This window comes from Streptomyces sp. NPDC047061 (genome assembly GCF_040643955.1).
Taxonomy (GTDB): Bacteria; Actinomycetota; Actinomycetes; order Streptomycetales; family Streptomycetaceae; genus Streptomyces.
Genome location: NZ_JBEYVI010000014.1, coordinates 181210 through 206508, shown reverse-complemented (window position 1 = coordinate 206508; position 25299 = coordinate 181210). Strand labels below are relative to the sequence as shown.

Below are 25299 nucleotides of genomic sequence, written 5' to 3'. Positions count from 1 at the left end.
GGCCGAAGCCCGCGAGGTGCGCAACGGCCCAGGTCCGTACCGGATTTCACGCGAAGGTTGCCCGTTCACCCTTTCGAAGCGGGGCCGCGTGCTGACAGACTTCGCAGGGTGCGCGATTTCGACATGCTTGTCATCGGATCCGGACCCGGCGGCCAGAAGGCCGCCATCGCCGCGGCCAAGCTCGGCCGCCGGGTCGCCGTCGTCGACAGCCCCGACATGGTCGGCGGCGTGTCCATCCACACCGGGACCATCCCCTCGAAGACCCTGCGCGAGGCGGTCCTCTACCTGACCGGTCTCACCCAGCGGGATCTCTACGGGCAGAGCTACCGGCTGAAGGAGGAGATCACCGTCGCCGACCTGACCGCGCGCACCCAGCACGTGGTCAGCCGCGAGGTGGACGTCATCCGCAACCAGCTCTCCCGCAACCACGTCACCCTGTGCTCCGGCACCGGCCGGTTCGTCGACCCGCACACCGTCGCCCTGCGCGAACCGAGCGGCAACGAACGGCTGTTGACGGCGGACCACATCGTCATCGCCACCGGCACCCGGCCGGCCCGCCCGGAGAGCGTCGCGTTCGACGGGCGCACCGTCATGGACTCGGACAACGTGCTGTCCCTGGAGCGGGTGCCGCGCTCCATGGTCATCGTCGGCGCCGGTGTCATCGGCATGGAGTACGCCAGCATGTTCGCCGCGCTCGGCAGCAAGGTCACCGTGGTGGAGAAGCGCGCGGCCATGCTCGACATGTGCGACGTCGAGGTCGTGGAGTCGCTCAAGTACCACCTGCGGGACCTCGCCGTCACCTTCCGGTTCGGGGAGACCGTCGCCGCCGTGGAGCGGCACCCCCGGGGCACGCTGACCGTGCTGGAGAGCGGCAAGAAGATACCGGCGGACACGGTGATGTACTCGGCGGGCCGCCAGGGCCTGACCGACGGCCTGGACCTGGAGCGGGCGGGCCTGTCCGCGGACCGGCGGGGCCGGATCAAGGTGGACGAGCACTTCCGCACCGAGGTGGAGCACATCTACGCCGTCGGTGACGTCATCGGCTTCCCGGCGCTCGCCGCGACCTCGATGGAACAGGGCCGGGTCGCCGCATACCACGCCTGCGGGGAACCGGTCGGGCAGATGGACAACCTCCAGCCCATCGGCATCTACACCATCCCGGAGATCAGCTTCGTCGGCCGGACCGAGGACCAGCTCACCGAGGAATGCGTGCCGTTCGAGGTCGGGGTGGCCCGCTACCGGGAGCTGGCCCGCGGCCAGATCATCGGCGACTCGCACGGCATGCTCAAGCTCCTGGTCTCTCCGGAGGACCGGCGGCTGCTCGGTGTGCACTGCTTCGGTACCGGAGCGACAGAACTGATCCATATCGGTCAGTCGGTGATGGGTTGCGGGGGCACGGTCGACTACTTGGTGGACGCGGTGTTCAACTACCCGACGCTCGCGGAGTCTTACAAGGTCGCGGCCCTCGACGCCACCAACAAGCTGCGGCAGCTCGACCGGCTGGAGGACTGAGGGCCTGACGGAACGTCTGCTTCCGGAGTGAGAGTTGATGGCCCCAAGTGGCATATGTGATTACCGCTCGGTCAGCTTGAAAGGTCAAAGAGGGCCGCTATAGTCACACCCACACACGCGGTGTGACCGTCCGCCGACTCTCGGCATGCGGCCTTCACCACCCCTTTCTTCTCCTGGCCGGCCCCTGCCCCGAGGTCATCCCTCACCGGGCCCGAGGACGGTCGCGCACCCCCCACCCGTACCGCCGCGGGCCTGCACTCCTGTGCGCCGTGCACGACCGGAAAGCAGCACAACCTATGAGCAACAACAGGGGCAGAGGGCTGCAGGCCAACGCCCTCGGCACGTTCGACACGGTGGTCATGGCCGTCGCGGGCAGTGCACCGGCGTACTCGCTGGCCGCGACCACCGCGGTGCTGGTCGGGTCGGTGGGGCTGGCCAGTCCGGCCGCCCTGCTGTGGTGTGCGATACCGATGCTGGGCATCGCGCTCGCCTTCAGCTACCTGGGCCGTATCGACGTGAACGCGGGCGCCAGCTACTCCTGGGTGGGCCGTACCCTGCACCCGTTCCTCGGCTTCGTCAGCGGCTGGGCGCTGGTGGTGTCCGCGACCATCTTCATGGTGGCCGGCTCACTGCCCGCCGGGTCGATGACGCTGTCCCTGTTCGACGCGGACCTCGCCGACAACGTGGCCCTGTCCACCGTGGTCGGCGCCGCCTGGTTCCTGATCATGCTCGCGGTGGTGCTCGGCGGCGCCCGCCTCACCGTGCGCGCCCAGCTGCTGATGTCCGGCATCGAGCTGGCGATCCTGCTGCTCTTCGCGGTGCTGGCCCTGTTCCACACCGGCAACGCCCGCGCCTTCGACTGGTCCTGGCTCGGCTTCTCCCACTTCGACGGCGTCTCCGGCTTCGCCTCGGGCGCGCTCATCGCCGCGTTCTACTACTGGGGCTGGGACGTCACCAGCAACCTCAGCGAGGAGACCCGCAACTCCCGGCGCACCACCGGCCTCGCCGGCCTGATCGGCGTGGGCATCGTCTTCGCCCTGTTCGAGGTGTTCACGATCGCCGTGAACGTCATCCTGTCCTCGGACCAGATCGCGGCGAACGACGCCAACGTCCTCGGCGTGCTGGGCGAGGAGATCTGGCCGGGCTGGGGCGGCAAGCTGCTCATCGTCGCCGTGATGCTCTCCACCATCGCCACCCTGGAGACGACCCTCATCCAGGTCACCCGCTCGCTGTTCGCGATGGGCCGCGACCGTACGATGCCGACCGCCCTGGGCAGGGTGCACCGCACCTGGAACACCCCGCACGTGGCGATCGCCGTGGTCGGCGCGGTGGCCCTGACCCTGTTCATCGCCTCCAACGCGCTGGGCTCGGTGGGCGAGATCCTCTCCGACGCCATCTCGGCGATCGGCCTGCAGATCGCCGTCTACTACGGCCTCGCGGGCCTCGCGGTGGTCGTGGCCTACCGCAAGATGCTGTTCAGGTCGGCGGGCAACTTCCTCCTCGGCGGGCTGTGGCCGCTGTGTGGCGCGCTGTTCATGTTCTGGATCTTCGTCGAGTCGCTGGGCGAGCTGAGCACCGCGGCGATCGCGATCGGCATCGGCGGCCTGGCCGTCGGCCTGATCCCGATGCTCTGGTACTGGAGGCAGGGCAGCGACTACTACCGGCCGGCCAAGCTGGACGCCACCCGCACGGTCGAGGCCGACTACGTCCCCGACGACCCTGTCACCGTGCAGGCCCAGGCTTACGAAGGTCTCCCCACCGACTTCTGAGGTACGAGTCCGATGGCGCGTGACCGCTTCGCCCCCGACTTCGACCCGGACTGCGGGGACCAGCCCCTCACCTCGGCCCGTCAGGACATCGTCATCGGCCGCTGGCAGGGCCTGCGGGACCTGCTGCGGACCACCGGCCCGGACTGGCTGGTCCGGGGGCACCGGGTACGGCTGCTGGCGCAGGCCTGCGCGGGCAGTTCGACGGCGGAGTCCTGGCTGGCCGCCGAGCCGCACGGCGCCGACGCGCTGGTGCTGCGCGCGGCGACCGAGACGGCCCGGGCGTTCACCCTGGCCATCTCGGCGGGCCGGGGTGTCCCGATCGACCGGGCCAGGATCGACACCGCCGTGCTGGCCTGCCTGGCCGCCGCCGAGGCGTACCCGCAGGACCCGACCCCCTGGGTCTCCCTGATCTCGGTGGCCCGGCTGTATCCGACCGGGGTGCGCCGGCAGGAACTCGCCCGCTGGTGGGACGAGTTGCACCGGCGCGACCCGTACAACGTGGAGGGCCACCTCCAGGTGCTCCACTACTACTCCGCGCGTTGGCACGGCACGCACGGCCTGATGTACGACTTCGCCCGGGACGCGGCCGGGGTCGCCCCGCCGGGCTGCGCGCTGCCCGTCCTGGTGCAGTACGCCCGCGTCGAGGAGTTCCGGTACGCCCTGGACGCGGCGCAGGGTCAGCAGAACTCGGTCGCGCTCAGCCAGCACTGGAAGCACGACGGCGCGGTCAGCGACGTACGGCGCACCTGGGAGCGGTGGATCGCCCAGCGCGGCGAGAGCCTGGTGGCTCCGGGCGAGCTGCGGGACCTCAACTACCTGACACACGCGGCCTGTCAGGCAGGCGTCACGGACGTCGCCACGGACCTGCTGCGGCTCATGGGGCGACGGGCCACCCGCACCCCGTGGTCGTACACCGGCGACGCGGAGAAGCAGATCATCAAGTGGCGGGCAGATCTGAAGGTGCGGTCCTAGAGTCCGTCTTCACCGATCAGCGTGGGAGTTGCTCGCTCCGCTGATACCGCGGCCGCCGCGGGCCGGTCGCTGGTGCCAGGACGGCGTGTTCACCCGGGTCCTGGCGCAGATCCAGGCCCGTGCGGACATGGTTGGGCGCTGCTTCACCCGGTCAAGGACTGGCCATGATCCGTTCAAGGACGGACCCCAGGTGGGCACAGGAGACGGCCGGCCGTTCAGCGGCTGCGTTTCCACAGGCGGATCGTCTGATCGGCGCTGCCACTGGCCAGCAGGTTTCCGTCCGGGCTGAAGGTCACGCCGTAGACGGGGCCGCGGTGACCGGTGAGGGGGCGCCCGATGGGGGCCGGACCGGCGGAGTCGGACACGCGCCACAGGCGGATCGTGTTGTCGCTGCTGCCGCTGGCCAGTACACGTCCGTCGGGGCTGAAGGCGACGGTGTTGACGGCGTCCCCGTGTCCGGTGGCGCTGCCGAGGAGCACCGGGTGCGCGGGGTCGTTGACCTTCCACAGGCGGATCGTGCGGTCGCCGCTGCCGCTGGCCAGCAGGTGCCCGTCCGGGCTGAACGTCACACTGTAGACGCGGCCGGTGTGGCCGGGCAGGGCCGGGCCGATGGGAGCCAGGGGGTCGGCCACGTTCCACAGCCGGACCGCGTGGTCGGAGCCGCCGCTGCCCATGACGCTCTCGTCGTGGCTGAACGCCACCGACAGGACGGCATCGGTGTGCCCGAAGACGGGCTCGCCGACGAGTTCGGGGTGCGCGGGGTCGGCGATCTTCCACAGGCGGATCGTGCGGTCGCCGCTGCCGCCGGCCAGCAGTTCCCCGCTGGGGCTGAAGGCTACCGAGAAGACGGCGTCGGTATGGCCGGTGACCGGGTGGCTGAGGAGCGCCGGCCTGGCCGGGTCGGCCACGTTCAGCAGCCGGACCTTCTGGTCGGCGCTCGCGTCGGCCAGAAGGTTCCCCTCGGGGTGGAAGACCGCCGAATAGACCGTGTCGGTGTGGCCGGAGACGGGGGAGCCGATCGGCTTGGGGCGCGAGGGATCGGCCAGGTCCCAGAACCTGAGCGTCTGGTCGGCGCTGCCGCTGGCCAGGACACGCCCGCCCGGCCGGAAGGCCACCGCGTAGACACGGTCGATGTGGCCCGTGAGCGGGGGTCCCAGCGAGGCCATTGCCGCCGTTGCCGCCGTGTTCGACGCTTTGCCGGGGGCACCGGGGTCCGAGGCCGCCGCCGGGTCGGCAGGACGGCCGGGGAACGTCAGGATGGTGTCGGCGACGGTCAGCCCGAGGACACCGACGGCGTTCAGCAGCGTGCGCCGGTCCAGCAGGGGCCACCGTCCGGCGACGGCCTGCGCCGGGATGCCGGCGGCGTCGGCCGGTACCAGCTCGTGGAGAATGGCGATGGCCGCCGCGGCTGCGCTCCTGGCGGCCTGAGGCTGGGAGCCTTCTGCGTCCCGCTTGCCCTTGTCCGGGTCGGCCTTGTCACTGATGCCCCGGATGATCAGCGTGTCCAAGGTGCCGGTGAGGTGGGCGGCCTGGGCGACGCCGGCGCCTTCCATCTCGATGGCGGCGGCGTCGTTGAAGTGCTCGTGGATGTGGCGGGCGATCTCGGACCTGGCGTCGGCGAGGACGACATCGCCGACGGCGATGGGCTTGAAGTGGGCCTGGTACTCGGTGCCGCGCAGGGCGTGGCGGGCGGCCTGTTCCAGGCGGTGGGAGGCGTACCAGGCCTCGGGGCGGACACGGAAGCCCTCCGGGGTCTGCTTGCCCCCGTGAACGCCGTACACCTTGGTCGCCACCACGACGTCGCCGATGTTGATGTCGTCTTTGAGGCCGCCCGCGACACCCACGAAGAAGAGGACTCGCGGAGCGAGCCAGGAGTTGACGCGTTCGGTGAGGGCGGCCGCGGTGAGGGTGCCCTCACCGATCTCACCGAGGGCGACATACCAGGGGGTTCCGCGGAGTCGGCCCTGTTCGACGCGGGTGCCGGAGGGGTGCACGAGCGTCCTGGCGTCGGTGAGGTGGGCCCGTACGGCGTCATACTCCACAGACAGGGCAGTGAGGATGACCGCGGTGGGGGGAGCGGTGTCTGCCACGTGACCAGCCTCGACCGTTCTTCTCTCGCGTGGGTGCAGAGTTCACCGTAGAGCACATCCATGGCGGAATATGCAGTTCCGTAGCGAATGCGGGGACTTGCCGGAGCTGTGCAGTCATGACTGCGCGTCAACTCGCCGCGATCCGCCGCTCCGGGGAGCCGCGTCGCCCGCCGGGCACCGGTTCTTCCGTGCCTTGGTGACGGTGGGACATGCTTGGGCGCAGGGGGTGGTGCCCGGTGGGAGCGAGTCCTTCACGACAGGAACTCAACCGCAGGCGGCGGAGGTCGGGATTCGTCGGCCGGCACGGGGAGTTGAGCGCCTTTCGCGACAACCTCGCCCGCGACCCGGACGATCCGACCTTTCAGTACCTCTTCCACGTGCACGGCATCGGTGGGGTCGGCAAGACCTCGCTGGTGCGGCAGTGGGACAACGCGGCGAGGGAGCTGGGTGCCGCGACCGTCTACATCGACGACGACGTCCACACCGTACTGGAGGCCATGGAGTCGATCGGCGCCCAGCTGGGCCGGCAGGACCTGCCGCTGAAGGCCTTCGACAAGCTCCTGGGTCTCTATCGGCAGCGCCGTCACGAAGCCGAAGGCGCCCCGGCCCAGCTGCCCCCGGGGGCAGGCGACGACCAGCCGCCCGCCGCGTCCGTGTCCAGTACCGTCCTCACCCGTGCCGGCCTGGCCGGGCTCAACCTGCTGCCCGGCGCGACCGCCTTCACCGGCAGTCTGGACGCACAGCAACTCGCCCTGGGCGCGGACCGCCTGCGGGCCGCCCTCAGTGCCCGGTTCCGCAGCCATGACGACGTCCAGCTGGTGATGTCACCGTTGAAGGCGCTCACACCCGTCCTGCTGGACGGTCTGGCGGACGCGGCTCAGCAGCGCCGCCGGCTCGTGCTCTTCTTCGACGTCTTCGAACGCATCGGCCCGGTCCTGGACGAATGGCTGCGCGACCTGCTCGTCACCGGCCGGTACGGAGACCTGCCGTTCAACGTGATCGCCGTTCTGTCCGGACAGGGACATCTCAACCCGCGTTACTGGAACGACCACCTCGACCTGATCACCTCGGTCCCGCTGGACGTCTTCACCGAGCAGGAGACCCGCCAGCTGCTCGCCAGCCGTGGTGTCACCGACGAGCAGGTCATCCAGATCATCCTGAACCTCTCCGGCGGCATGCCTCTGCAGGTCGATCTGCTCGCCCAGACCCCGCCGGGCAGTCCCGCCGACATCGGTGACGCCACGGACACCGCCGTGGAGCGCTTCCTGAAGTGGACCGACGCCCCGGACCGCCGCGCCGCCGCACAGGCCTGCGCGTTCCCGCTGCAACTGGACGAGGACATCTACCGCGCCGCGGTCCCGGATGCCACGGCCGACCACTACACCTGGCTGCGCGGCCAGCCCTTCGTCCAGGACCATGCCGGGCGCGCCCGCTACCACGACGTCGTCCGTACCGCCATGCTCCGGCTGCAGCGCAACCAGTCCCCCAGCGAGTGGCAGAACCGGCACACACGCCTCGCGGACGCCTTCGCGGACCAGCGCCGGTCCCTCGAGAGCGGCCTGCCGTCCGACCGTCACCGAGACGATCCCGAATGGCGGGAACACCGCTTCAACGAGATCTACCACCAGCTCTGTGCCGGACCTCACCGAGCGCTGTCCGACGTCCTCGCCGAGATCGTGAAGGCCTGCGACGAAACCCCTGACGCCCTGCCCCGCTGGACCCAGACCCTCCTTCAGGCCTATCACGACACCGATCATCCCGGCCTCGGGCAGTGGGCCACTCGTCTGACCGCCACACCCGGCCTCGCCACGAAACCCGTCGCGGCTCTCACAGCCGTCCTTTCGGCTTCCCTCCAGGAGATCACGGCCGAGGTCCGCACCCTGGCCCACACCGTCCGAGGCCGAGAGCACCGCAACACCGGTCTCTACACTCAGGCCCTCGCCGACTACACAGCGGCTCTGGACCTGACATCCGACTTCGAACGCGCTCACTACGGCCTGGGCGAAACCCACCGGCTCATGGGTCGTCACCGCCAGGCGCTGGCCGATTTCACCCGTGCACTCGAACTGAAGCCGGACGATCCCTGGACCTATCTCGGCCGAGCACAGAGCCACTGGGCCCTGGGGGAGAACCAACAGGCCCTGGAGGATCTCGGCCGCATGCGCACTTCCCGGGAAAGCGACCCGGACCACGTGTGGATCCTCCGTGAACGGGGGCTGGCGTACCGGGCGATGGAGCAGTACGAGCACGCCCTCGCCGATCTCGGCCGCACCATCGACATCGCCCCCGACCACGCCTGGGGCATCGCCGAACGGGGCGAGACGTACCGGTTGCTGGAACAGTACGAGGAGGCACTCACCGACTTCGACCGCGCCATCGAACTCAGCCCCGACTACTTCTGGGCCATTGCCAGCCGCGGGCAGGTCTACCGGGCGATGGGGCGGTACGAGGAGGCGCTGACCGACCTCGGCCGAGCCGTCCGGCTCAGCTCCGGCACCCCCTGGGTCGTCGCCGAGCGGGGGCTCATCCACCTGCTGACGGAGCGGTACGAGGACGCCATCGCCGACTTCGACCGCGCCATCGAACTCAAGCCCGACTACGCCTGGGCCATCGGCCGGCGCGGCGAGACGTACCGCCAGATGACCCGGTACGAGGAAGCACTCACCAATCTTGACCGCGCCGTCGAACTCAACCCCGACGTCGCCTGGGGCATTGCCGGCCGCGGGCAGGTCTACCAGGCCATGGAGCGGTACGAGGAGGCACTTGCCGACCTCGACCGCGCCATCGAACTCGACCCCGACTACTCCTGGGCCTTCGCACAGCGGGGGGTCTCACACCGGCTGACGGATCGGTACGAGGACGCCATCGCCGACTTCGACCGCGCCATCGAACTCAAGCCCGACTACGCCTGGGCCTTCGCCGAACGGGGCGAGACGTACCGGCAGAGGGAACGGTACGAGGAGGCACTCACCGACTTCGACCGCGCCGTCGAACTCAGCCCCGGCTACACCTGGGCCATCGGTCAACGGGGCTTCGTCCACCGGCTGATGGGGCGGTATGACGACGCGCTCGCCGATTTCGACCGCGCCATCGAACTCGAACCCGACGACGCCTGGCTGCTCTGCGAGACCGCGGTCGTGCATCGGCTGCTGGACCGGAGCGACCGGCTGGAACGGGTGGAACAGGCCGCCGAATCCTTGTTCAGGAAAGCGGACGACACGTCCGACGTGCATGAGCTGGGCAATCTGGTAATCGTCTACTGCGTGTTGTCCCGCCCGGAGCGAACCCGGCATGTTCTGGACCGCTTCCTGCGCTGCGCGCCGAGCCCGGCACGCATACGCGAGGCCTTGGACGACTTGCGCGGGATGCGGCAGGCCATGGTGGATACCGCGCTGTGCGAGGCCGTGCGCAGCAGGCTGGAGAACGCACTCGGCGATCGCTGAGCCCAGGGGCTCCAGGGGCGCCGACCGCCTACTCCGGCTGTTCCGCGGGCCGGGCCAGTCCCGTGGTCCACTTCTCCTCGATGCGGCCCGCCTTCCAGACCAGCAGGGCGATGGCCCAGGTGGCGACGAAGAGGCCGACGATGACGAAGCCGACGGTGTTGAGGTCGAGGCCGGCGGCCCAGTCCCAGAAGAAGCCGTGCAGGTCGAGCTTGTCGGCGAGGAGGCCGAGGAGTTCCACGGTGCCGATGATGAGGGCGACGGCGACGGACAGGCCGGTGATGGTGAGGTTGTAGTAGACCTTGCGGACCGGCTTGGAGAACGCCCACTCGTAGGCGAAGTTCATGAACGAGCCGTCGATGGTGTCCAGGAGCGACATGCCGGCCGCGAAGAGCACCGGCAGGGTGAGGATGGCGTACCAGGGCAGGCCGGAGGCGGCGCCGGAGCCGGCCAGGACCAGCAGGGCGATCTCGGTGGCGGTGTCGAAGCCGAGCCCGAACAGCAGGCCGAGCGGGTACATCTGCCAGGGCTTGCTGATCGAGCCGGTGACCCGGCCGAGGAGGCGGTTCATGAAGCCGCGGTTGTTCAGCTGCGTCTCCAGCGCGGCCTCGTCGTAGGCGCCGGAGCGCATCTGCCGGAACACCTTCCAGATGCCGGCCAGGATGACGAGGTTGATGCCGGCGATGAGGTAGAGGAAGGTGCCGGAGACGGTCGTACCGATGAGGCCGGTGACCTCGTGCAGGTGCGAGTCGTCGTTCTGGACCGGTCCGGCCAGGGTCTTCATGCCGAGCGAGAGCAGCAGGGCGAGGCCGAAGACGATGCTGGAGTGGCCGAGGGAGAACCAGAAGCCGACCGACAGCGGCCGCTGCCCCTCCCCCATCAGCTTGCGGGTGGTGTTGTCGATGGCCGCGATGTGGTCGGCGTCGAAGGCGTGCCGCATACCCAGCGTGTACGCGGTCACGCCGATGCCGATGCCGAAGGACTCGGTACCGACGCTGAAGTGCTGCGGTGCGATGATCCCGACCAGCGTGCCCCAGCCGATGACGTGCAGGGCGAGCACGAAGCCGGCCATCCCGCCGACCCTGATCCACTCCTGCCGTGTCATGGAGCCCCGGACACGGCGCCAGGCCGAGCGCTTGGCGTCGGCCTGGACGGGGAGGGACGGAGCGGAACCAGGGGCGGCCGTCATCGGGAGGTGACATCCTTCGGTCGAGCGGTGGGCAGCTGCCATCGGCAACCTTGTGCCATCCTCCCGTACTTGCAAATCGTTCGCATCAATGCCCGTGACAGGCCTTCACCAAGAGAGTCCCACGGGAAGGTAAAGGCCGGTGCGGCGGTCAGGCGGTCGCCAGCAGTCCGCTCCCCAGCCAGTCCTTGGCGTTCCGCACGCCCGGCAGGGCGAAGAAGTAGCCGCCGCCGGTCGGGGAGATGTAGTCGACGAGGGGTTCGTCGATGAGCCGGGTCTGGGTGGCCTCGAACTGGCGCCGGACGTCCTGGTTGTAGCAGCAGAAGACCAGGCCCATGTCGAGGTTGCCGACGCTGTCGACGCCCCGGTCGTAGTTGTAGCCGCGGCGCAGGATGCGGGAGCTGTCGGTCTTCGCGGTGCGCGGGTTGGCGAGCCGGATGTGGGCGTCCAGCGGGATGGCGTTGCCCTCCGGGTCCTTGGCGTACTGCGGGATGTCGGTCTCCTTGGCGCCGTCCAGCGGGGCGCCGGTGTCCTTGCGGCGGCCGAACATCAGCTCCTGCTCGCTGAGCGAGACCCGGTCCCAGAACTCGACGAGCATCCGGATGATCCGGACGACCTGGTAGCTGCCGCCCGCCGTCCAGGCCGGTTCGCCCTGCCCCTCGCCGACCCAGATCAGCCGGTCGGTCTCGCGGGTGGAGGCGACGTCCGGGTTGGCGATGCCGTCCTTGAAGCCGAGCAGGTTGCGCTGGGCGCCGGTGGGGCGCGGGGCGTTCTGGAAGCCGTCGATCCGCCACCTGATCTGCATGGCGCCGCGGGTGTGCTTGGCGATGTCGCGCAGGGCGTGCAGGACGGTGTCCGTGCTGTCGGCGCAGATCTGGAGGGAGAGGTCGCCGTGGCACTCGGCGGCCTTCAGGTTGTCGTTGGGGAAGGTCCGCATCGGCGTCAGCCGGGCCGGCTTCGCCTTGGCCAGGCCGTAGCGGTCGTCGAACAGGGAGGCGCCGACGCCGACGGTGACGGTCAGCGCGTCGGAGGGGACCTCGGGGCCGAGGATGCCGTTGTCGGCGGGCGGGGCGCCGACGCCGAGGTCCTCGGGGGTGCCGCCGGAGGTGAGGAAGCGGGCCCGCTCGGTGATCGTCTTCAGCAGGTCGGTGAGTCCCTGCCGGTCGTCGGCGATGACGTCGAGGGAGACGAAGGTGGCGGCGGCCGGGGCCGGGGTGAGGATGCCGGCCTGGTGGATGCCGTGGAAGGGGACCTTCGTGGTGCCGGTCGCGTCGGCGGCCCGGGCCTCGGCGGTGCCGCCGGCCTGGCTCAGCGCGAAGCCGCCGCCGGCCAGGACCGCGCCCGCGGCCCCGGCGCCCAGCGCGGTCCGTACGAAGGAGCGGCGGCCGGCGCCCATCGGGCAGGACGGGGTGTCGGCAGCGGACATCGGAGGGTTCCCTTCGTCGTACGGGTGCGGGTGCTCTGCGCGGTTCATCAGGCGGACTTCCTGATCTCCAGGAGGTCCGGCACCGGGGCGAGGTCCTCCAGGAGCTGGCCGGTCGCTCCGGCGATCCGCTGCCGGGTGACGGTGTCGAGCTGCTCGACCGGGGTCCAGGTCGCGCCCTGGTGCTGGGCGTCGAGGAGCTTCTGGAGGCGGGCGATGTCCGCGTCGACGGTCGGCAGCAGCTTCGGCGCCCGGGTGGTGAGGAGAGGGCGCAGAACGGTCAGCAGCTCGCGGGTGCCGGCGAGGTTGGCGTTCGCGGTGGCGAGGTTGGTGCCGCTGCCCTCGTCGGTGTCGGCGGTCAGCTCGAACTGGAGGGTGTTCTCCAGGATCTCGTGGGCGCGCAGCGGCAGGTCGCCCGGGTCGAAGTCCTGGGACGGGAACGCCTTCTGGAGCCCGGCGACCGCGTCCGCGAGGGCCTGGACCGGCGCCTTCAGCTGTCCGGCGGTCTGCGCGTGCCACAGCCCGTACTCGACCCGGTGGAACCCGGCGAAGTCCTGGTCGGCCACCCCGCCCGGGAGGCCGTCGGCGCGGCCGTTGATCTTCTGGTCGTAGTCCTCGAAGGTGCCGTAGGCGGCGCCGAGGGAGGCGTAGGTGAGGTGCGCGGTCAGCCAGTCGGCGCGGGCCTTGGCGAGGTGGTTGCCCGCGATGTCGTCCTGGAGCGTGCGGGTCTGGGCGACGAGGGTGGCCAGGCCCTGTTCGACGTAGGCCTTGTACGCGGTCAGCGGTGCGGCGAGGTCGTTCTCGGAGACCGGTACGACCGCCTTGGTGCTGCCTCCGCCGCCGCTGACGGTGACCGACCGCGAGGTGACGGCCTTGCCGCTGGAGGGGACGCAGCGCCAGGCGTAGGTGCCGCCGGCCACGGTGGCGACCAGGTCGCGGGTGGTACCGGGGGCGAGACCCTCGACCTCGCCGTAGACCGCGTTGCTGCTCGGGTCGATCAGGTACACCTCGGCGGTCTTGCCGCCGGTGTTCTGCATCCGGAAGGTCTGCCGGCCCGGCTTCGGGGCGGTGAAGCCCTTGCCGCACTCGGTCTCGGAGACGGCGACGGTCTGCCCGCCGCTCGGCTTGGGCCGGGCGAAGGCGACGACGAGCCCGGCGACCACGGCGGGGACGGCGACCACGGCCACGGGCACCACCCAGGCGGGCCGGCGCCACGGCTCCCCGGCGGGCTTCGGGCTCGGTTCCGGCCGCCCGGCGGCGAGGTCCGGCTCGGCCTGCGGTTCGGGCTCCCCTGCGGCGGCCCGCGACGCCGAGTCGACGGCGGCGGACTCAGGCCGCGACTCAGGCCGCGACTCAGGCCGCGACTCGGGCCGCGACTCGGGCCCGGCCGGCTTCGGCGCCGACGTCCGCACTCCCCGCACGAACAGGGTCATGACGACGGCCAGATAGGCGACGTACCCGGTCACCTGCAGCCAGGTCATCGTCGGTGTGATGTTGAGGACGCCCTGGAGGAGGGTGCTGTACCAGGAGCCCGCGTCGATGTGGCCGGCGAGGTCGACGGCGTAGGCCGTGCTGCCCGGGAGGACGCCGCCCTCCTGGAGGTCGCGCAGTCCGTAGCCGAGGACGCCGGCCGCGATCACGATCAGGACGGCGCCCGTGTAGGTGAAGAACCTGGTGAGGTTGATCTTCAGCACGCGGCGGTACAGGCCCCAGCAGAGGCCGGCCGCCAGGACCAGGCCGATCCCGGCGCCGGTCAGGGGGCCTGCGGACTCGCCGGCCGCCTTGGCCGTGGTCCACAGGAACAGCGCGGTCTCCAGGCCCTCCCGGCCGACCGCGAGGAACGAGGTGAGGATCAGGACGCCCGAGCCCATGGCCAGGGCGCCGGTGACCTTCTCCTTGATCTCGCCGGCGAGGCTGCGGGCCGAGCGGCGCATCCAGAAGACCATCGCGGTGACGAAGGCGACCGCGATCACGCCGAGGGTGCCGCCGAAGGCCTCCTGGGCGGTCGCGGAGAGGGAGGCGGCGGTGAAGGTGAGGACCGCACCGAAGCTCATCGCCAGCGCGATCGCGGCCAGGACACCGGTCCACACCTGCGCCAGCCGGTTCCTGGCCTCGGCCCGCACCAGCGTGGCGACGAGGATCGAGACGATCAGCCCGGCCTCGAGACCCTCCCTCAGTCCGATCAGGAAACTAGGAAACGCGTCGTCCCACATCCGCCGCAGCCCTCCCCGGCAGGCCCGTCCCCGCCCTGTGGCTCGAACTTAGTGAAGGCATGCCTTACTCCGCCGACCATGATGACTACACCCATGTAGTCAGTCGGTCATGAACTGGCAATGGTGCGGCAAAGGCCGCGACCGGACCCGGACGGGACCCGGACGCGGACCCACGGGAACACCGGCGGGGCGCCGATCGTCTACATTCGAGTAGACCGACTACACCTTCGTAGTCACCGGATCGTCGTAGTCACCGGAAAGGGCCGTCGTCGGCGTCATGGCAGGCAAGAGGACCGCGGAGTTCGCGGGGAGCGTCGCGTTCGGGGCCTGGACGGCGTTCGCGGTGCTGGCCCTGGTCGTGACCGGGCGGCACGGTACCCCGCTCGGCCCGGACCGCACCCTGCTGGACTGGTCCCTCGCGCACCGGCCGGACGTGGCGGTGGCCGTGGCCCGCGGGATCACCGCGACCGGCACCGGGGTCGTGCCGTACGCCCTGGTCGTGGCGGCCGGGGTGGCCGTGGGCCGCACCCGGCGGCAGCGGCTGGTCGCCGCGCTGCTCGGCGCGGGGTGCCTCGCCCTGGGCCAGACCGCCCGGAGCGCGCTGATGGAGCTGATCGGCCGGGCCCGGCCGCCGCAGGCCGACTGGCAGACGTCCGCCTCCGGCTGGTCGTTCCCCTCCGGGCACAGCACCACGGCCGCGCTGGCCGCCGGCCTCCTGATCCTCGCGATCCGGTGGCGGGCCCCGCACGGCCGTACGCCCTGGTGCGTGGCCGTCGCCTGCTGGGGGCTGGCCGTCGGGGCCACCCGGGTGTTCCTCGGCGTGCACTGGTGCACCGACGTGCTGGGCGGCTGGCTGTTCGCGGTCGGGTGGCTCGGGATCTGCGTGTACGCGGCGGCCCGGTGGGTTCCGCGCACCTGGGCACCGGACGACGTACCGGAGAGACCGGTGGCCGCGCCGTGAGTCAGGACGTGGCGCGGGGTCCGTCCGGGCGGGTGCGGCGCTGCTCGACCATCTCCCGGGTCAGGTCCGCCGTCTCGGGCTCCGGCAGCCGTTCGAAGCCGTCCTCCGTGATGACCGAGACCAGCGGGAAGATACGGCGGTTGAGGTCGGGGCCGCCGGTCGCCGAGTCGTCGTCGGCCGCGTCGTAGAGCGCCTGGAGCGCGGCCAGGGCGGCCTCGCGGCGGGTGAGGCCGGGGCGGTACAGCTTCTTCAGGGCGCCTCCGGCGTACGGCGAGCCGCTGCCCTCGGCGTGGAACGCGCGCTTCTCGTACAGGCCGCCGGCGACGTCGAAGCTGAAGATGCGGCCGCGCGCCCCCTCCGGTGCCCTGGGGTCGTAACCGGCGAGCAGCGGGACGACGGCGAGGCCCTGCATGGCCTGGCCGAGGTTCTCGCGGATCATCGCGGCGAGCCGGCGGGCCTTGCCGTCGAGGGTCAGGGGAATGCCCTCGATCTTCTCGAAGTGGGTCAGTTCGACCTGGTAGAGCTTGACCATGTCGAGGGCGAGCCCGACCGTGCCGGCGAAGGCGACCGCCGTGCGGTCGTCCGCGGGGTGCACCTTCTCCAGGTCACGCTGGGCGATGAGGTTGCCCATGGTGGCCCGGCGGTCGCCGGCGATCAGCACGCCGTCGCGGTAGGCGAGGGCGAGGACGGTGGTGCCGTGCGGGAAGGCGTCGGGCGCGGCGACCGTGCCCGGGGGCAGCGGGCTGCGGGTGGGCAGCAGTCCGGGCCGGTGCGCGGCGAGGAACCGGGCGAAGGACGAGGTCCCCGGCGTGAAGAACTCCTCCCCCAGCCGCCCCGCGGTGTCGTTCTCCGGCATACCAGCCCCCTCCTGTCGGCCGACGACACCGGACTCCTACCTACTGCGGGCCGCCGGGAAACGCCCGCCCGGTCACAGCGCCCGGCGCCGGATCAGCACCCCGAGCACCAGCAGGCCCGGCAGCAGCGGCAGCCACACGGTCAGTAGCCGGTAGCCGAGCACGGCGGAGGCGGCCGCGGCGGCCGGGGTTCCGGAGGCGGTGAGGGCGAGCGCGAGGGCGGCGTCGAGGGAGCCGAGCCCGCCCGGGGTGGGCAGCAGCGCCGCGGCACCGCTGGCCGCGAGGTAGAGCAGCGCCACCCGGGCCGGGGCGAGCGGCAGTCCGACGGCCCGGGAGACGGCGATGAGGACCAGCGCGTGCAGCCCGGCGAAGGCGAGCGAGCCGCCCCACAGCGCGGCCGCGCGGACCGGACGGGCGTGCAGGGCCCGGATGTCGGCGGTCACGGCGGCCGCCGCGCCCCGGCAGCGGGGCCACACGCGGGCCCCGACGAGGACGAGGACCACGACGACCGCCGCGGCGACGGCGAGGAGCGCGGCCACGGACACGTGCGGGATCCGCAGCAGCCCCGGGCACGCGGGGGCGAGGACGGCGACGAGGGCCAGCCTGACCACCGCGCCGGCGGCGGCCTTGACCGCGAGGGCCGACGCGCCGCGGCCCGCCGGAAGTCCGCAGCGCATCAGGAACCGCAGGTTCACCGCGCCCGCGCCGAGCCCGGCGGGCAGCACGTGGTTGGCGGCGGAGGCGGCGAACTGCGCGGCGACCAGCCGCCCGCCGGGCAGCCGACACGTGACCGCGCCCTGCTGGGCGAGCGCGGAGGACGCCCAGGTCCCGACCGCCGCGACGGCCGCCACCAGCAGCCACCCCTGGTCGGCGACGGCGAGCCGGACCGCCCCGTGCGTCACGGCCGGCCAGTGCCGCCGGACCAGCCAGCCGACGCCGAGCAGCAGTACGAGGCAGACGCCGCCCTGCCAGTAGAGTCCCCGGCGCCCCAGGACGGGCGTGGCGTTCACGTTCGGGACCATCGAGGCACCCCCCCTGTTCCGCTGCGATGCGCAGGACCCTTCATGGACTCAGGGACAAACACTGACAAATTAACCGGACTTACCGGCGGAGGCAGCGCGGGTACGGCCATACGAACGGCGGCACTACGCGCTGTAAGGTTGTGCCATGGCTGGCACAGGGTCCCGCGGCAGGGCGGAGCGGCGCAGCGCCGGAGAACTGGAGAGCGAGGTCCTGGCAGCCCTGTGGGCGACCGAACGCCCCTTGACCCCGGCCGAGATCCAGACCGAGATCGGCGGCGGGCTCGCCTACAACACGGTCCACACCATCCTGAAGCGGCTGTACGACAAGGGCCTGGTGCTGCGGGACGCCGACGGGCGGCGCGGCGCGTACCGGCCGGCGAAGAACGCGGCCCAGCTGACCGCCGAGGCCATGCACGAGGCCCTGGACCGGGGCCCGGACCCGATCGCCGCGCTCCAGCAGTTCGTCTCCGGGCTGAGCCCGGAGGAGGAGCGGGCGCTGCGGAACCTGTTCGCCGGAGGCGGCGCATGAGGTTCGACGTCTACACCCCGCTGCTGGTCTCCCTCCTGCTGCCCCTGGTCAGCCCGGTGGTCGGCCGCCGGATGGCCCCCGCGCTGGCCGCACGCGTACTGGCGTCCGCCGCCGTGCTCACCGCGGCCGCGGCCACCTGGTCGCTGATCCTGCTGACGACGGCCCTGCTGGGCGACGCGCCGCCGGTGGTCCGGGAGGCCCACGAGGACGGACGGCCGCTGGCCGACCCGGTGCCCGAGGTGATCGGCGTCGCCGCGTGTCTCGCGCTGGCCGTGGTGGTCTGGCGGGTGCAGCGGGCGGTCCGGGCCGAGCGGCGCACCCGGCGGGCGCTGCGGCGGCTGTGCGAGGGGCACCCGCGGGACACCGAGCTGGTGGTGGCCGCCTGCGAGGTGCCGCAGGCGTTCGCGATCCCGGGCCGGCCGGGCCGCATCCTGGTGACCTCGGCGATGCTGGGCGCGCTGGCACCCGCGGAGCGGCGGGTGCTGCTGGCCCACGAACGGGCCCATCTTCGGCACCGGCACGGCCGCCTGGTGACGGCGGTGACGCTCGCCGCGGCCGCCAATCCGCTGCTCGGCCCGGTCCGTTCCGCCGTGACCTTCCTGGTCGAGCGGTGGGCGGACGAGCAGGCGGCGACCGAGGTCGGGGACCGCGGGACCACCGCCAGGGCGCTGGCCCGGGCGGCCCTCAGCGCGGGCCGCGCCACGCGCCCGGCCTGCACCCTCAACTTCACGGACCGCGCGGTCACGCGCCGGATCGCCGCCCTGCAGACGAGCCCGCCCCCGCATCTCTGGCCGGCCGCGGCAGCCGTTCTCGCCCTGGGCGCACTGGCGGCCCTGTTCGCGGCGGACGCGACGAGCGATCTCGTGGGGCTGCTGTGGAACGCGTTGACCTGACCGAGCGGGCCGCCGGGAGGACCGGAAGGCACGATCGAGTCGCTGCCAGGACCACGGGCGGATGAGCGGCTGGACCGGCCGGCGGTCGATGCGGCCTCGGTCGGCTGTCAATCCGGGGCGGGCGCGAGCCGGAACACCGGCCAGCCGATCTCGGTACGCCAGGCTGCCGGATCCGGGTCGTCGCGCGGGCCGACGAGATAGGTCTCGTGCACCGGACCGTCGACCGCGAGGGCATGGTCGACCACCCAGGCGCCGAGCCGGCCGTAGGTGACGTCGATGTCGTCATGCGGTCCGGGATGGACGACCACGGCAAGCTCGCCGGCCGGGAGATCCACCGGTCGCACCCGGCCCCGGGTCGGCGGGTCGGCCACAGGCCGGTGGACCAGCGCCGTTCCGCGACCGCGGGTGAACAGCTCGTTGGCGTAGCACCCACCCGGCGGCCCCAGTGCGGGCAGACCGGCGACCGCGGCGTCGAGTTCGGCCATCGCCCCGTCGTACCAGGAGGACACCTCCTCGTAGCCGACGACGTCCTCGACCCCGGCGACCGTTCTGGCTGCCACCGGTCGGAGCTCGACCTGCAGGCCGCCGCCGTCGGGGCGCAGCAGGCTCCGCAGGGAGGCCACCGCGGCTCGCGTGCGGTCCAGTTCCGCTTCCAGCCGCCGCACGTGGTCACCGACCAGGTCGGCGCGCTCCGCGGCGTCCTCGGTGGCGAGGATCTTGGCCACGTCGGCCAGCGGCACGTCCAGTTCACGCAGCCGATGGATGACCTGTGCGGTGGGGATCTGGTCGCTGGAGTAGCGGCGGTAGCCACTGACGGGGTCCACCGAGGCGGGCTCCAGCAGCCCGGACTCGTGGTGACGACGCAGGGTCCGCACACTCAGGTGCGTCAGCTGCGCGAACTCGCCGATCGTCAGTCCGTGGGGCATTCCCCCAGTGTGCATCCGCCGGACTCGACGCGCTTGACCCTCTCCCCGGGGGAGGCCCCATCGTGATCGGCATGAGCCACCCGGCCGGCCTGAAGGTCCTCGCACCCGGGCTTCCGAACCGGTCGCAAGCTGTGGCCTCCCCCACCCGATCAACTCTCGTAAGGCACCCCATGACCGACAGCACCGTTCGTATCGGCATCACCGAGCTGCCCGCGGCCGTCCGGCAGTTCGTGACCGCGCTCGACACCCGGGACACCACCGCGGTGACCGGGATCCTGACCCCGCAGGCGACCGTGACCGACGAGGGCCGCACCCACACCGGCATCCCCTCGATCACCGCGTGGATGGCCGACGCCGCCTCCGAGTTCACCTACACCACCACGCCGGTGGCCGCCGAGCGCACCGGCACCCACGAGTTCACCCTCACCCAGCACCTGGAGGGCGACTTCCCCGGCGGCAGCGTCGATCTCGACTACCGCTTCACCCTCGAAGGCACGCTGATCAGCAGCCTGGTCATCGCCCCCTGACGCGCTGCCGCCTGTCACTCTCCAAGGATCCGAGGAGGAGCACTGTGAAGACATGGTTCATCACCGGCGGTACCGGTGGTTTCGGCAGGGCCTATGCCGACGTCGCGCTGGAGCAGGGCGACAACGTCGTGCTGACCGCCCGCCGGCCCGGGCAGCTCAAGGAATGGGCCGACCTGCACGGCGCCGAGGCGCGTGAACGGATCCTGCTGCTGGAGCTGGACACCACCGACCGCCGGCAGGTCCGGGACACGGTCCGGGCCGCGGAAGCGCACTTCGGCGGGATCGATGTACTGGTCAACAACGCCGGCCGCGGTTGGTACGGCTCGGTGGAGGGCTCCCCGGAGGCGGATGTACGCCGTTCCTTCGAGCTGAACTTCTTCTCCGTCGTCGACCTCGTCCGCGCGGTGCTTCCCGGAATGCGGGAGCGGCGCAGCGGCTGGATCGTCAACATGTCCTCGGTCGCCGGGATCGCGGGCGTGCCCGGTTTCGGTTTCTACAGTGCCGCCAAGTTCGCGGTGGAGGGCATGACGGACGCGCTGCGCGCCGAGGTGGAGCCGTTCGGTGTCCGGGTCCTCGCCGTGGAGCCGGGCGCCTTCCGCACCCGGGCCTACGCCGGCTTCGTCGAGGAGCCGGTGACCGAGACCGTGGAGGCCTACCGGGCGTTCGTGGAGACGGTGCGGGCGGCCATGATCGGTCAGGACGGCCGCCAGCCCGGCGATCCCCACCGCGGCGTCAGGGCCGTGGTCGGCGCCATGGGCCAGGACTCCCCGCCCCGCCGCATCGTCCTGGGCAACGACGGCTACGACGCCGTCCACGACCGGCTGCGCGGCGCCCTGGACGAACTGCGCGCCCAGGAGACCGCCTCCCGGGCCGCGGACTTCCCCCCGGCGGCGTAGCCCGAGCGCACACCCTGGCAGCGACCCGGGGCACAGGGTCCTAGGCCGTCTGCTCAGGTCGGCTCAGGCGTTGGGGCGCTTGCCGTGATTGGCCTTCTTCTTCTTGCGGGCGCGTCGCTTGTTTCCTCGTTTGGCCATGGCACATATCTCCCTAATCCATCAGTTTCCACTCCTCGCCAGTCTAGATTCGCCCCGATATCTCCGCATCAAGTGACGCCGACCCGGCCCCTCAGGCCGGTCGGTTCGGTGCCCGGTGCGGTGGCTGCCGCGGAGCCGGGCCCGGGCGGGCCGGGGGCACCGCACGCACGGCGGGGCTGTCGGTGCCGACCGTCACCGGCTCCCCGTGGTGGTGGACGGTGAGCGGCGGGCCGTCGAGGAGGGTGTACGTCGCCTTGTCGGCGCCGATCTCCACGCGGAGCCTGCTGTCGCGCAGTTGCAGGCTGAAGGCCAGCCTCCGCAGCCGCTCCGGCAGCCGCGGGGCGAACCTGGCGCCGTCGTCGTAGTGGCGCAGCCCGCCGAAGCCGGCCACCAGGGCCATCCAGGTGCCGGCGAGGGAGGCGATGTGCAGTCCGTCGCGGGTGTTGTGCTCCAGGTCGTCGAGGTCCATCAGCGCGGCCTCCGCCGTGTAGGCGTGCGCGAGCGTCAGGTGCCCGGCCTGGGCGGCGACGACGGCCTGGCAGCAGGCGGACAGCGAGGAGTCGCGTACGGTCAGCGGCTCGTAGTAGGCGAAGTTGCGGGCGATGTGCTCCTCGTCGAAGTACGCCTCGCAGGTGTACATCGCCAGCACCAGGTCGGCCTGTTTGACGACCTGTTTCCGGTAGAGGTCGAAGTACGGGAAGTTCAGCAGCAGCGGGTACTGCTCGGGGCGGGTGTTCTCGAAGTCCCAGCGCTGGTAGCGGGTGAACCCGGCGTGCTGCTCGTGGACGCCGAGCTCGTGGTTGTAGGGGATGTGCACGGACTCGGCCGCGTCCCGCCAGGCGGCGCTCTCCTCCGCGTCGACACCGAACTCCGCCGCCTGCCGCGGGTGGCGTTCGACGGCGTCGGCGGCGGCCAGCAGGTTCGCCCGGGCCATCAGGTTGGTGTACGTGTTGTCGTCGGCGACCGCGCTGTACTCGTCGGGGCCGGTGACGCCGTCGATGTGGAAGGCGCCGCGGCTGTCGTGGTGGCCGAGGGAGCGCCACAGGCGGGCGGTCTCCACGAGCAGTTCGACGCCGGTGTCCCGTTCGAAGTCGGTGTCGCCGGTGGCGGCGACATAGCGGACCACCGCGTCGGCGACGTCGGCGTTGACGTGGAAGGCCGCGGTACCGGCCGGCCAGTAGGCGGAGCCCTCCGAGCCGGCGATGGTCCGCCACGGGAACGCGGCCCCGTTCAGGCCCAGTTGGGCGGCGCGTTCGCGGGCGGCGGGCAGGGTGTTGTGGCGCCAGCGCAGCGCCTCGGCGACGGCGCCGGGGGCGGTGTGGGTGAGGACGGGCAGCACGAACATCTCGGTGTCCCAGAAGGCGTGCCCGTCGTACCCGGAGCCGGTCAGGCCCTTCGCGGGTATCGCCCGCTGTTCGGCGCGGGCGCCCGCCTGCAGGACGTGGAAGAGGGCGAAGCGGACGGCCTGCTGGACCTCCTCGTCGCCGTCCACCTCCACGTCGGCGCGGGACCAGAAGTCGTCCAGGTAGCCGCACTGCTCGTCGGCCAGCCCCTGCCAGCCCTCGTGGGCGGCGGCCGCGAGCGCCGCGTCCACCTGGTCGGCCATGGCGGGCAGTGAACGCACCCCGGACCAGCCGTGGGCGACGAACTTCTCCACCCGCAGCCGCTGCCCCGGCTCCAGCACGGAGGTGACGGTCAGCCGGCCCACGTCCACGCCGCTCTCGGCGCGGGCCGAGGTGCGCTCGGGGCCGGAGACCGTGTGGTCGGCGGCGACGGCGACCCGCAGGCCGCTGCGCCGGGTGCGGTGCACCATGCGCAGCCGGTGCCCGGAGACGAAGTTGTCCTCCTGCTCCAGCGACGACCCCAGCGCCACGGCGGCGCGCGGGTCGCCGTTGGACCCGGGCAGCTGCTCGTTGGCGACCAGTTCGGACTGGACGACGATCCGGCAGCGCCGGTCGACGGCCTCCACCTCGTAGGAGACGGCGGCGATCGCACGCTGGGTCAGCGACACCAGCCGGGTCGAGCGCACCCGCACGGTGGAGCCGGCCGGCGAGGTCCACTCGCAGGTCCGCTCCAGGACGCCCCGGCGCAGGTCGAGGACCCGCTCGTGGGCGACGAGCCGGCCGTAGCGCAGGTCGAAGGGTTCGTCGTCGACGAGCAGCCGCAGGATCTTGCCGTTGGTGATGTTGATGACGGTCTGCCCGGACTCGGGGTAGCCGTAGCCGGCCTCGGCGTACGGCAGCGGGTGCACCTCGTGCACGCCGTTGAGGTAGCTGCCGGGGAGGCCGTGCGGTTCGCCCTCGTCGAGGTTGCCGCGCCAGCCGACGTGCCCGTTGGACAGGGCGAACACCGACTCGCTCTGCGCGAGCACGTCGAGGTTGAGGTGCGTCTCGCGGACCGCCCAGGGCTCCACGGCGTACGACCGGTGGGTGATCACTCCTTGCCTCCCAGCTCCGCGAGGTCCTTCACGACGGTGTCCGCGCCGTGCGCGTACAGGGCGTCGCTCTGCCCGACGCGGTCCACGCCGACGACGTACCCGAAACGGCCCGCGCGGCCCGCGTCCATCCCGGCGAGGGCGTCCTCGAAGACCGCGGCCGCGGCGGGTTCGACCCCCAGGTCACGGGCGGCGGCCAGGAAGGTGTCCGGGTGCGGCTTGCCGGGCAGCCGGCGCTCGGCGGCCACGACCCCGTCGATGCGGACGTCGAAGAAGTGCTCGGCGCCGATCGAGCGCAGCACGTCACGGCAGTTGGCGCTGGAGGAGACGATCGCGGTGCGCAGCCCGCGCGCGCGGACCGCCTCCAGGTAGCGCAGGGTGCCGTCGTAGGCCTCGACCCCCTGGGTGCGGATCTTCGCCAGCAGCAGTTCGTTCTTGCGGTTGCCGAGGCCGTGCACGGTCGGCGCGTCCGGTGGGTCGTCGGGGGTGCCCTCGGGCAGGTGGATACCACGGGAGTCGAGGAAGGCGCGGACCCCGTCGGCGCGCGGGCGTCCGTCGACGTACTCGTCGTAGTCGTCGACCGCGTCGAAGGGCCGCTGTCCGTCGCGGTCGCGCAGGAAGGCGTCGAAGGTCTCCTTCCAGGCCGCCGCGTGCACGACGGCCGTCTTGGTGACGACCCCGTCGAGATCGAAGAGACAGGCCTGGATGGTGTCGGGCAGACCTAGTGCAGTCATGACCCGCATCTTCCCCACCGGACGGCTTCGAGGGGGTGGCGCCCGCCACATTCCGGGCCCGGTGTCACACTTTTTGCGTGCCGCTGACTTTCGACGACCTTCTCGACCGCGCCCGTTCACTCGCCGGACGGGCCCCGCGCGCGCTCCTCGGCATCGCCGGCAGCCCCGGCGCCGGCAAGACCACCCTCGCCGAACACCTGGTGCGGGAGCTGAACGGCGCCGGTGAGCCGTGGGCCGCGCACGTGCCGATGGACGGATTCCACCTGGCCGACGTCGAGTTGGACCGCCTCGGCCTGCGGGACCGCAAGGGGGCGCCGGCGACCTTCGACGCGGCCGGGTACGCGGCGCTGCTGCGGCGGCTGCGCGCGGAGACGGACGTCGTGGTGTACGCGCCGGGTTTCGAACGGGTCCTGGAGCAGCCGCTCGCGGGCGCGATCCCCGTCCTGCCGACGGCCCGGCTGGTGGTGACGGAGGGCAACTACCTGCTGCTGGCGGAGGGCCTGTGGACGCGGGTACGGCCTGCCCTGGACGAGGTCTGGTTCTGCGAGATCGACGAGACGGAGCGGATACGGCGCCTGGTCGCCCGCCACGAGGAGTTCGGCAAGACGCACGACCAGGCGGTGGCCTGGGTGGCGCGCACCGACCAGCTCAACGCCGACCTGGTAGCCGCCACCCGGGACCGCGCGGACCTGGTGATCCCGGAGACGGTACTGGGCAACGCCCCGTGAATCAAGCGCCCCGTAGGGGCGCGGGGAACTGCGCGACCAGCCACGACGGCTC

The 25299-nt window shown here is 71.8% G+C and carries 19 protein-coding genes; 10 read left to right on the top strand and 9 right to left on the bottom strand.

Annotation, left to right across the window (positions count from 1 at the left end; genetic code table 11):
- The first annotated feature begins 108 nt into the window (after positions 1–108).
- The 3 genes from sthA (at position 109) to ABZ887_RS21995 (ending at position 4253) form a co-directional block, all read left to right on the top strand.
- Entirely contained in the window at positions 109–1512 is a 1404-nt protein-coding gene (sthA, locus tag ABZ887_RS22005) for a Si-specific NAD(P)(+) transhydrogenase (protein WP_361291917.1), read from the top strand.
- A 296-nt stretch (positions 1513–1808) separates the two neighbouring features.
- On the top strand, positions 1809–3281 hold the full coding sequence (locus ABZ887_RS22000) for an APC family permease (RefSeq protein WP_361291915.1): 1473 nt from the start codon (positions 1809–1811) through the stop codon (positions 3279–3281).
- Positions 3282–3293: 12 nt separating this feature from the next.
- A complete protein-coding gene (locus ABZ887_RS21995) occupies positions 3294–4253 on the top strand; it encodes a hypothetical protein (protein WP_361291913.1) in 960 nt (319 codons plus the stop codon).
- 215 nt (positions 4254–4468) lie between these two features.
- Here ABZ887_RS21995 and ABZ887_RS21990 read toward each other — a convergent pair whose 3' ends face one another.
- Positions 4469–6343: a hypothetical protein gene (locus ABZ887_RS21990; RefSeq protein ID WP_361291911.1), complete on the bottom strand. Its 1875-nt coding sequence runs from the start codon at positions 6341–6343 to the stop codon at positions 4469–4471.
- 311 nt (positions 6344–6654) lie between these two features.
- Here ABZ887_RS21990 and ABZ887_RS21985 point away from each other — a divergent pair, with 311 nt between their 5' ends.
- Positions 6655–9786: a tetratricopeptide repeat protein gene (locus ABZ887_RS21985; protein WP_361291909.1), complete on the top strand. Its 3132-nt coding sequence runs from the start codon at positions 6655–6657 to the stop codon at positions 9784–9786.
- Positions 9787–9814: 28 nt separating this feature from the next.
- On the opposite strand, the gene ABZ887_RS21980 is transcribed toward ABZ887_RS21985, so the two are convergent.
- From ABZ887_RS21980 to efeU, 3 genes are all read right to left on the bottom strand, one after another.
- Positions 9815–10972 carry a HoxN/HupN/NixA family nickel/cobalt transporter gene (locus tag ABZ887_RS21980; protein ID WP_361291907.1) on the bottom strand — a complete coding sequence of 386 codons (1158 nt, stop codon included), beginning with the start codon at positions 10970–10972 and terminating at the stop codon, positions 9815–9817.
- 148 nt (positions 10973–11120) lie between these two features.
- Entirely contained in the window at positions 11121–12395 is a 1275-nt protein-coding gene (efeB, locus tag ABZ887_RS21975; RefSeq protein ID WP_361291905.1) for an iron uptake transporter deferrochelatase/peroxidase subunit, read from the bottom strand.
- A 47-nt stretch (positions 12396–12442) separates the two neighbouring features.
- Positions 12443–14605: an iron uptake transporter permease EfeU gene (gene efeU, locus ABZ887_RS21970; RefSeq protein ID WP_361291903.1), complete on the bottom strand. Its 2163-nt coding sequence runs from the start codon at positions 14603–14605 to the stop codon at positions 12443–12445.
- A gap of 277 nt (positions 14606–14882) precedes the next feature.
- Here efeU and ABZ887_RS21965 point away from each other — a divergent pair, with 277 nt between their 5' ends.
- Positions 14883–15566 (top strand): phosphatase PAP2 family protein, encoded by a 684-nt coding sequence (locus ABZ887_RS21965; RefSeq protein WP_361291901.1) that lies wholly within the window; start codon positions 14883–14885, stop codon positions 15564–15566.
- Position 15567: 1 nt separating this feature from the next.
- On the opposite strand, the gene prcB is transcribed toward ABZ887_RS21965, so the two are convergent.
- Together prcB and ABZ887_RS21955 are read right to left on the bottom strand one after the other, a co-directional pair.
- The gene (gene prcB, locus ABZ887_RS21960) at positions 15568–16422 is read right to left on the bottom strand and encodes a proteasome subunit beta (RefSeq protein ID WP_361291899.1); all 855 of its coding nucleotides are present in this window, start codon (positions 16420–16422) and stop codon (positions 15568–15570) included.
- A gap of 72 nt (positions 16423–16494) precedes the next feature.
- Positions 16495–17442 (bottom strand): lysylphosphatidylglycerol synthase domain-containing protein, encoded by a 948-nt coding sequence (locus ABZ887_RS21955; RefSeq protein WP_361291897.1) that lies wholly within the window; start codon positions 17440–17442, stop codon positions 16495–16497.
- 145 nt (positions 17443–17587) lie between these two features.
- Between ABZ887_RS21955 and ABZ887_RS21950 the strand changes: the two genes are divergently transcribed.
- Complete coding sequence (locus tag ABZ887_RS21950; RefSeq protein WP_361291895.1) at positions 17588–17971, top strand: BlaI/MecI/CopY family transcriptional regulator; 384 nt, start codon at positions 17588–17590, stop codon at positions 17969–17971.
- Positions 17968–18864 (top strand): M56 family metallopeptidase, encoded by an 897-nt coding sequence (locus ABZ887_RS21945; protein WP_361291893.1) that lies wholly within the window; start codon positions 17968–17970, stop codon positions 18862–18864. The genes ABZ887_RS21950 and ABZ887_RS21945 overlap by 4 nt, the downstream gene beginning before the upstream one ends.
- Before the next feature lie 107 nt (positions 18865–18971).
- Here ABZ887_RS21945 and ABZ887_RS21940 read toward each other — a convergent pair whose 3' ends face one another.
- A complete protein-coding gene (locus ABZ887_RS21940) occupies positions 18972–19790 on the bottom strand; it encodes a MerR family transcriptional regulator (RefSeq protein WP_361291891.1) in 819 nt (272 codons plus the stop codon).
- 170 nt (positions 19791–19960) lie between these two features.
- Between ABZ887_RS21940 and ABZ887_RS21935 the strand changes: the two genes are divergently transcribed.
- A complete protein-coding gene (locus tag ABZ887_RS21935) occupies positions 19961–20317 on the top strand; it encodes a nuclear transport factor 2 family protein (RefSeq protein WP_361291889.1) in 357 nt (118 codons plus the stop codon).
- 44 nt (positions 20318–20361) lie between these two features.
- A complete protein-coding gene (locus ABZ887_RS21930; protein ID WP_361291887.1) occupies positions 20362–21213 on the top strand; it encodes an SDR family NAD(P)-dependent oxidoreductase in 852 nt (283 codons plus the stop codon).
- Positions 21214–21442: 229 nt separating this feature from the next.
- On the opposite strand, the gene ABZ887_RS21925 is transcribed toward ABZ887_RS21930, so the two are convergent.
- Entirely contained in the window at positions 21443–23788 is a 2346-nt protein-coding gene (locus tag ABZ887_RS21925; protein ID WP_361291885.1) for a glycosyl hydrolase family 65 protein, read from the bottom strand.
- Positions 23785–24519, bottom strand: a complete 735-nt coding sequence (locus tag ABZ887_RS21920) for a beta-phosphoglucomutase family hydrolase (RefSeq protein ID WP_361291883.1) — start codon at positions 24517–24519, stop codon at positions 23785–23787. The genes ABZ887_RS21925 and ABZ887_RS21920 overlap by 4 nt, the downstream gene beginning before the upstream one ends.
- 77 nt (positions 24520–24596) lie before the next feature.
- Between ABZ887_RS21920 and ABZ887_RS21915 the strand changes: the two genes are divergently transcribed.
- Positions 24597–25247, top strand: a complete 651-nt coding sequence (locus ABZ887_RS21915; protein WP_361291881.1) for a nucleoside/nucleotide kinase family protein — start codon at positions 24597–24599, stop codon at positions 25245–25247.
- The last annotated feature ends 52 nt before the right edge of the window (positions 25248–25299 follow it).

Excerpts from the sequence above, each read along its gene's own strand:
- ABZ887_RS22000 (WP_361291915.1), top strand. The coding sequence starts at position 1,809 with ATGAGCAACAACAGGGGCAGAGGGCTGCAGGCCAACGCCCTCGGCACG.
- ABZ887_RS21995 (WP_361291913.1), top strand. The coding sequence starts at position 3,294 with ATGGCGCGTGACCGCTTCGCCCCCGACTTCGACCCGGACTGCGGGGAC.
- ABZ887_RS21980 (WP_361291907.1), bottom strand. The coding sequence starts at position 10,972 with ATGACGGCCGCCCCTGGTTCCGCTCCGTCCCTCCCCGTCCAGGCCGAC.
- efeB (WP_361291905.1), bottom strand. The coding sequence starts at position 12,395 with ATGTCCGCTGCCGACACCCCGTCCTGCCCGATGGGCGCCGGCCGCCGC.
- efeU (WP_361291903.1), bottom strand. The coding sequence starts at position 14,605 with ATGTGGGACGACGCGTTTCCTAGTTTCCTGATCGGACTGAGGGAGGGT.
- ABZ887_RS21965 (WP_361291901.1), top strand. The coding sequence starts at position 14,883 with ATGGCAGGCAAGAGGACCGCGGAGTTCGCGGGGAGCGTCGCGTTCGGG.
- prcB (WP_361291899.1), bottom strand. The coding sequence starts at position 16,422 with ATGCCGGAGAACGACACCGCGGGGCGGCTGGGGGAGGAGTTCTTCACG.
- ABZ887_RS21955 (WP_361291897.1), bottom strand. The coding sequence starts at position 17,442 with ATGGTCCCGAACGTGAACGCCACGCCCGTCCTGGGGCGCCGGGGACTC.
- ABZ887_RS21950 (WP_361291895.1), top strand. The coding sequence starts at position 17,588 with ATGGCTGGCACAGGGTCCCGCGGCAGGGCGGAGCGGCGCAGCGCCGGA.
- ABZ887_RS21945 (WP_361291893.1), top strand. The coding sequence starts at position 17,968 with ATGAGGTTCGACGTCTACACCCCGCTGCTGGTCTCCCTCCTGCTGCCC.
- ABZ887_RS21940 (WP_361291891.1), bottom strand. The coding sequence starts at position 19,790 with ATGCCCCACGGACTGACGATCGGCGAGTTCGCGCAGCTGACGCACCTG.
- ABZ887_RS21935 (WP_361291889.1), top strand. The coding sequence starts at position 19,961 with ATGACCGACAGCACCGTTCGTATCGGCATCACCGAGCTGCCCGCGGCC.
- ABZ887_RS21920 (WP_361291883.1), bottom strand. The coding sequence starts at position 24,519 with ATGACTGCACTAGGTCTGCCCGACACCATCCAGGCCTGTCTCTTCGAT.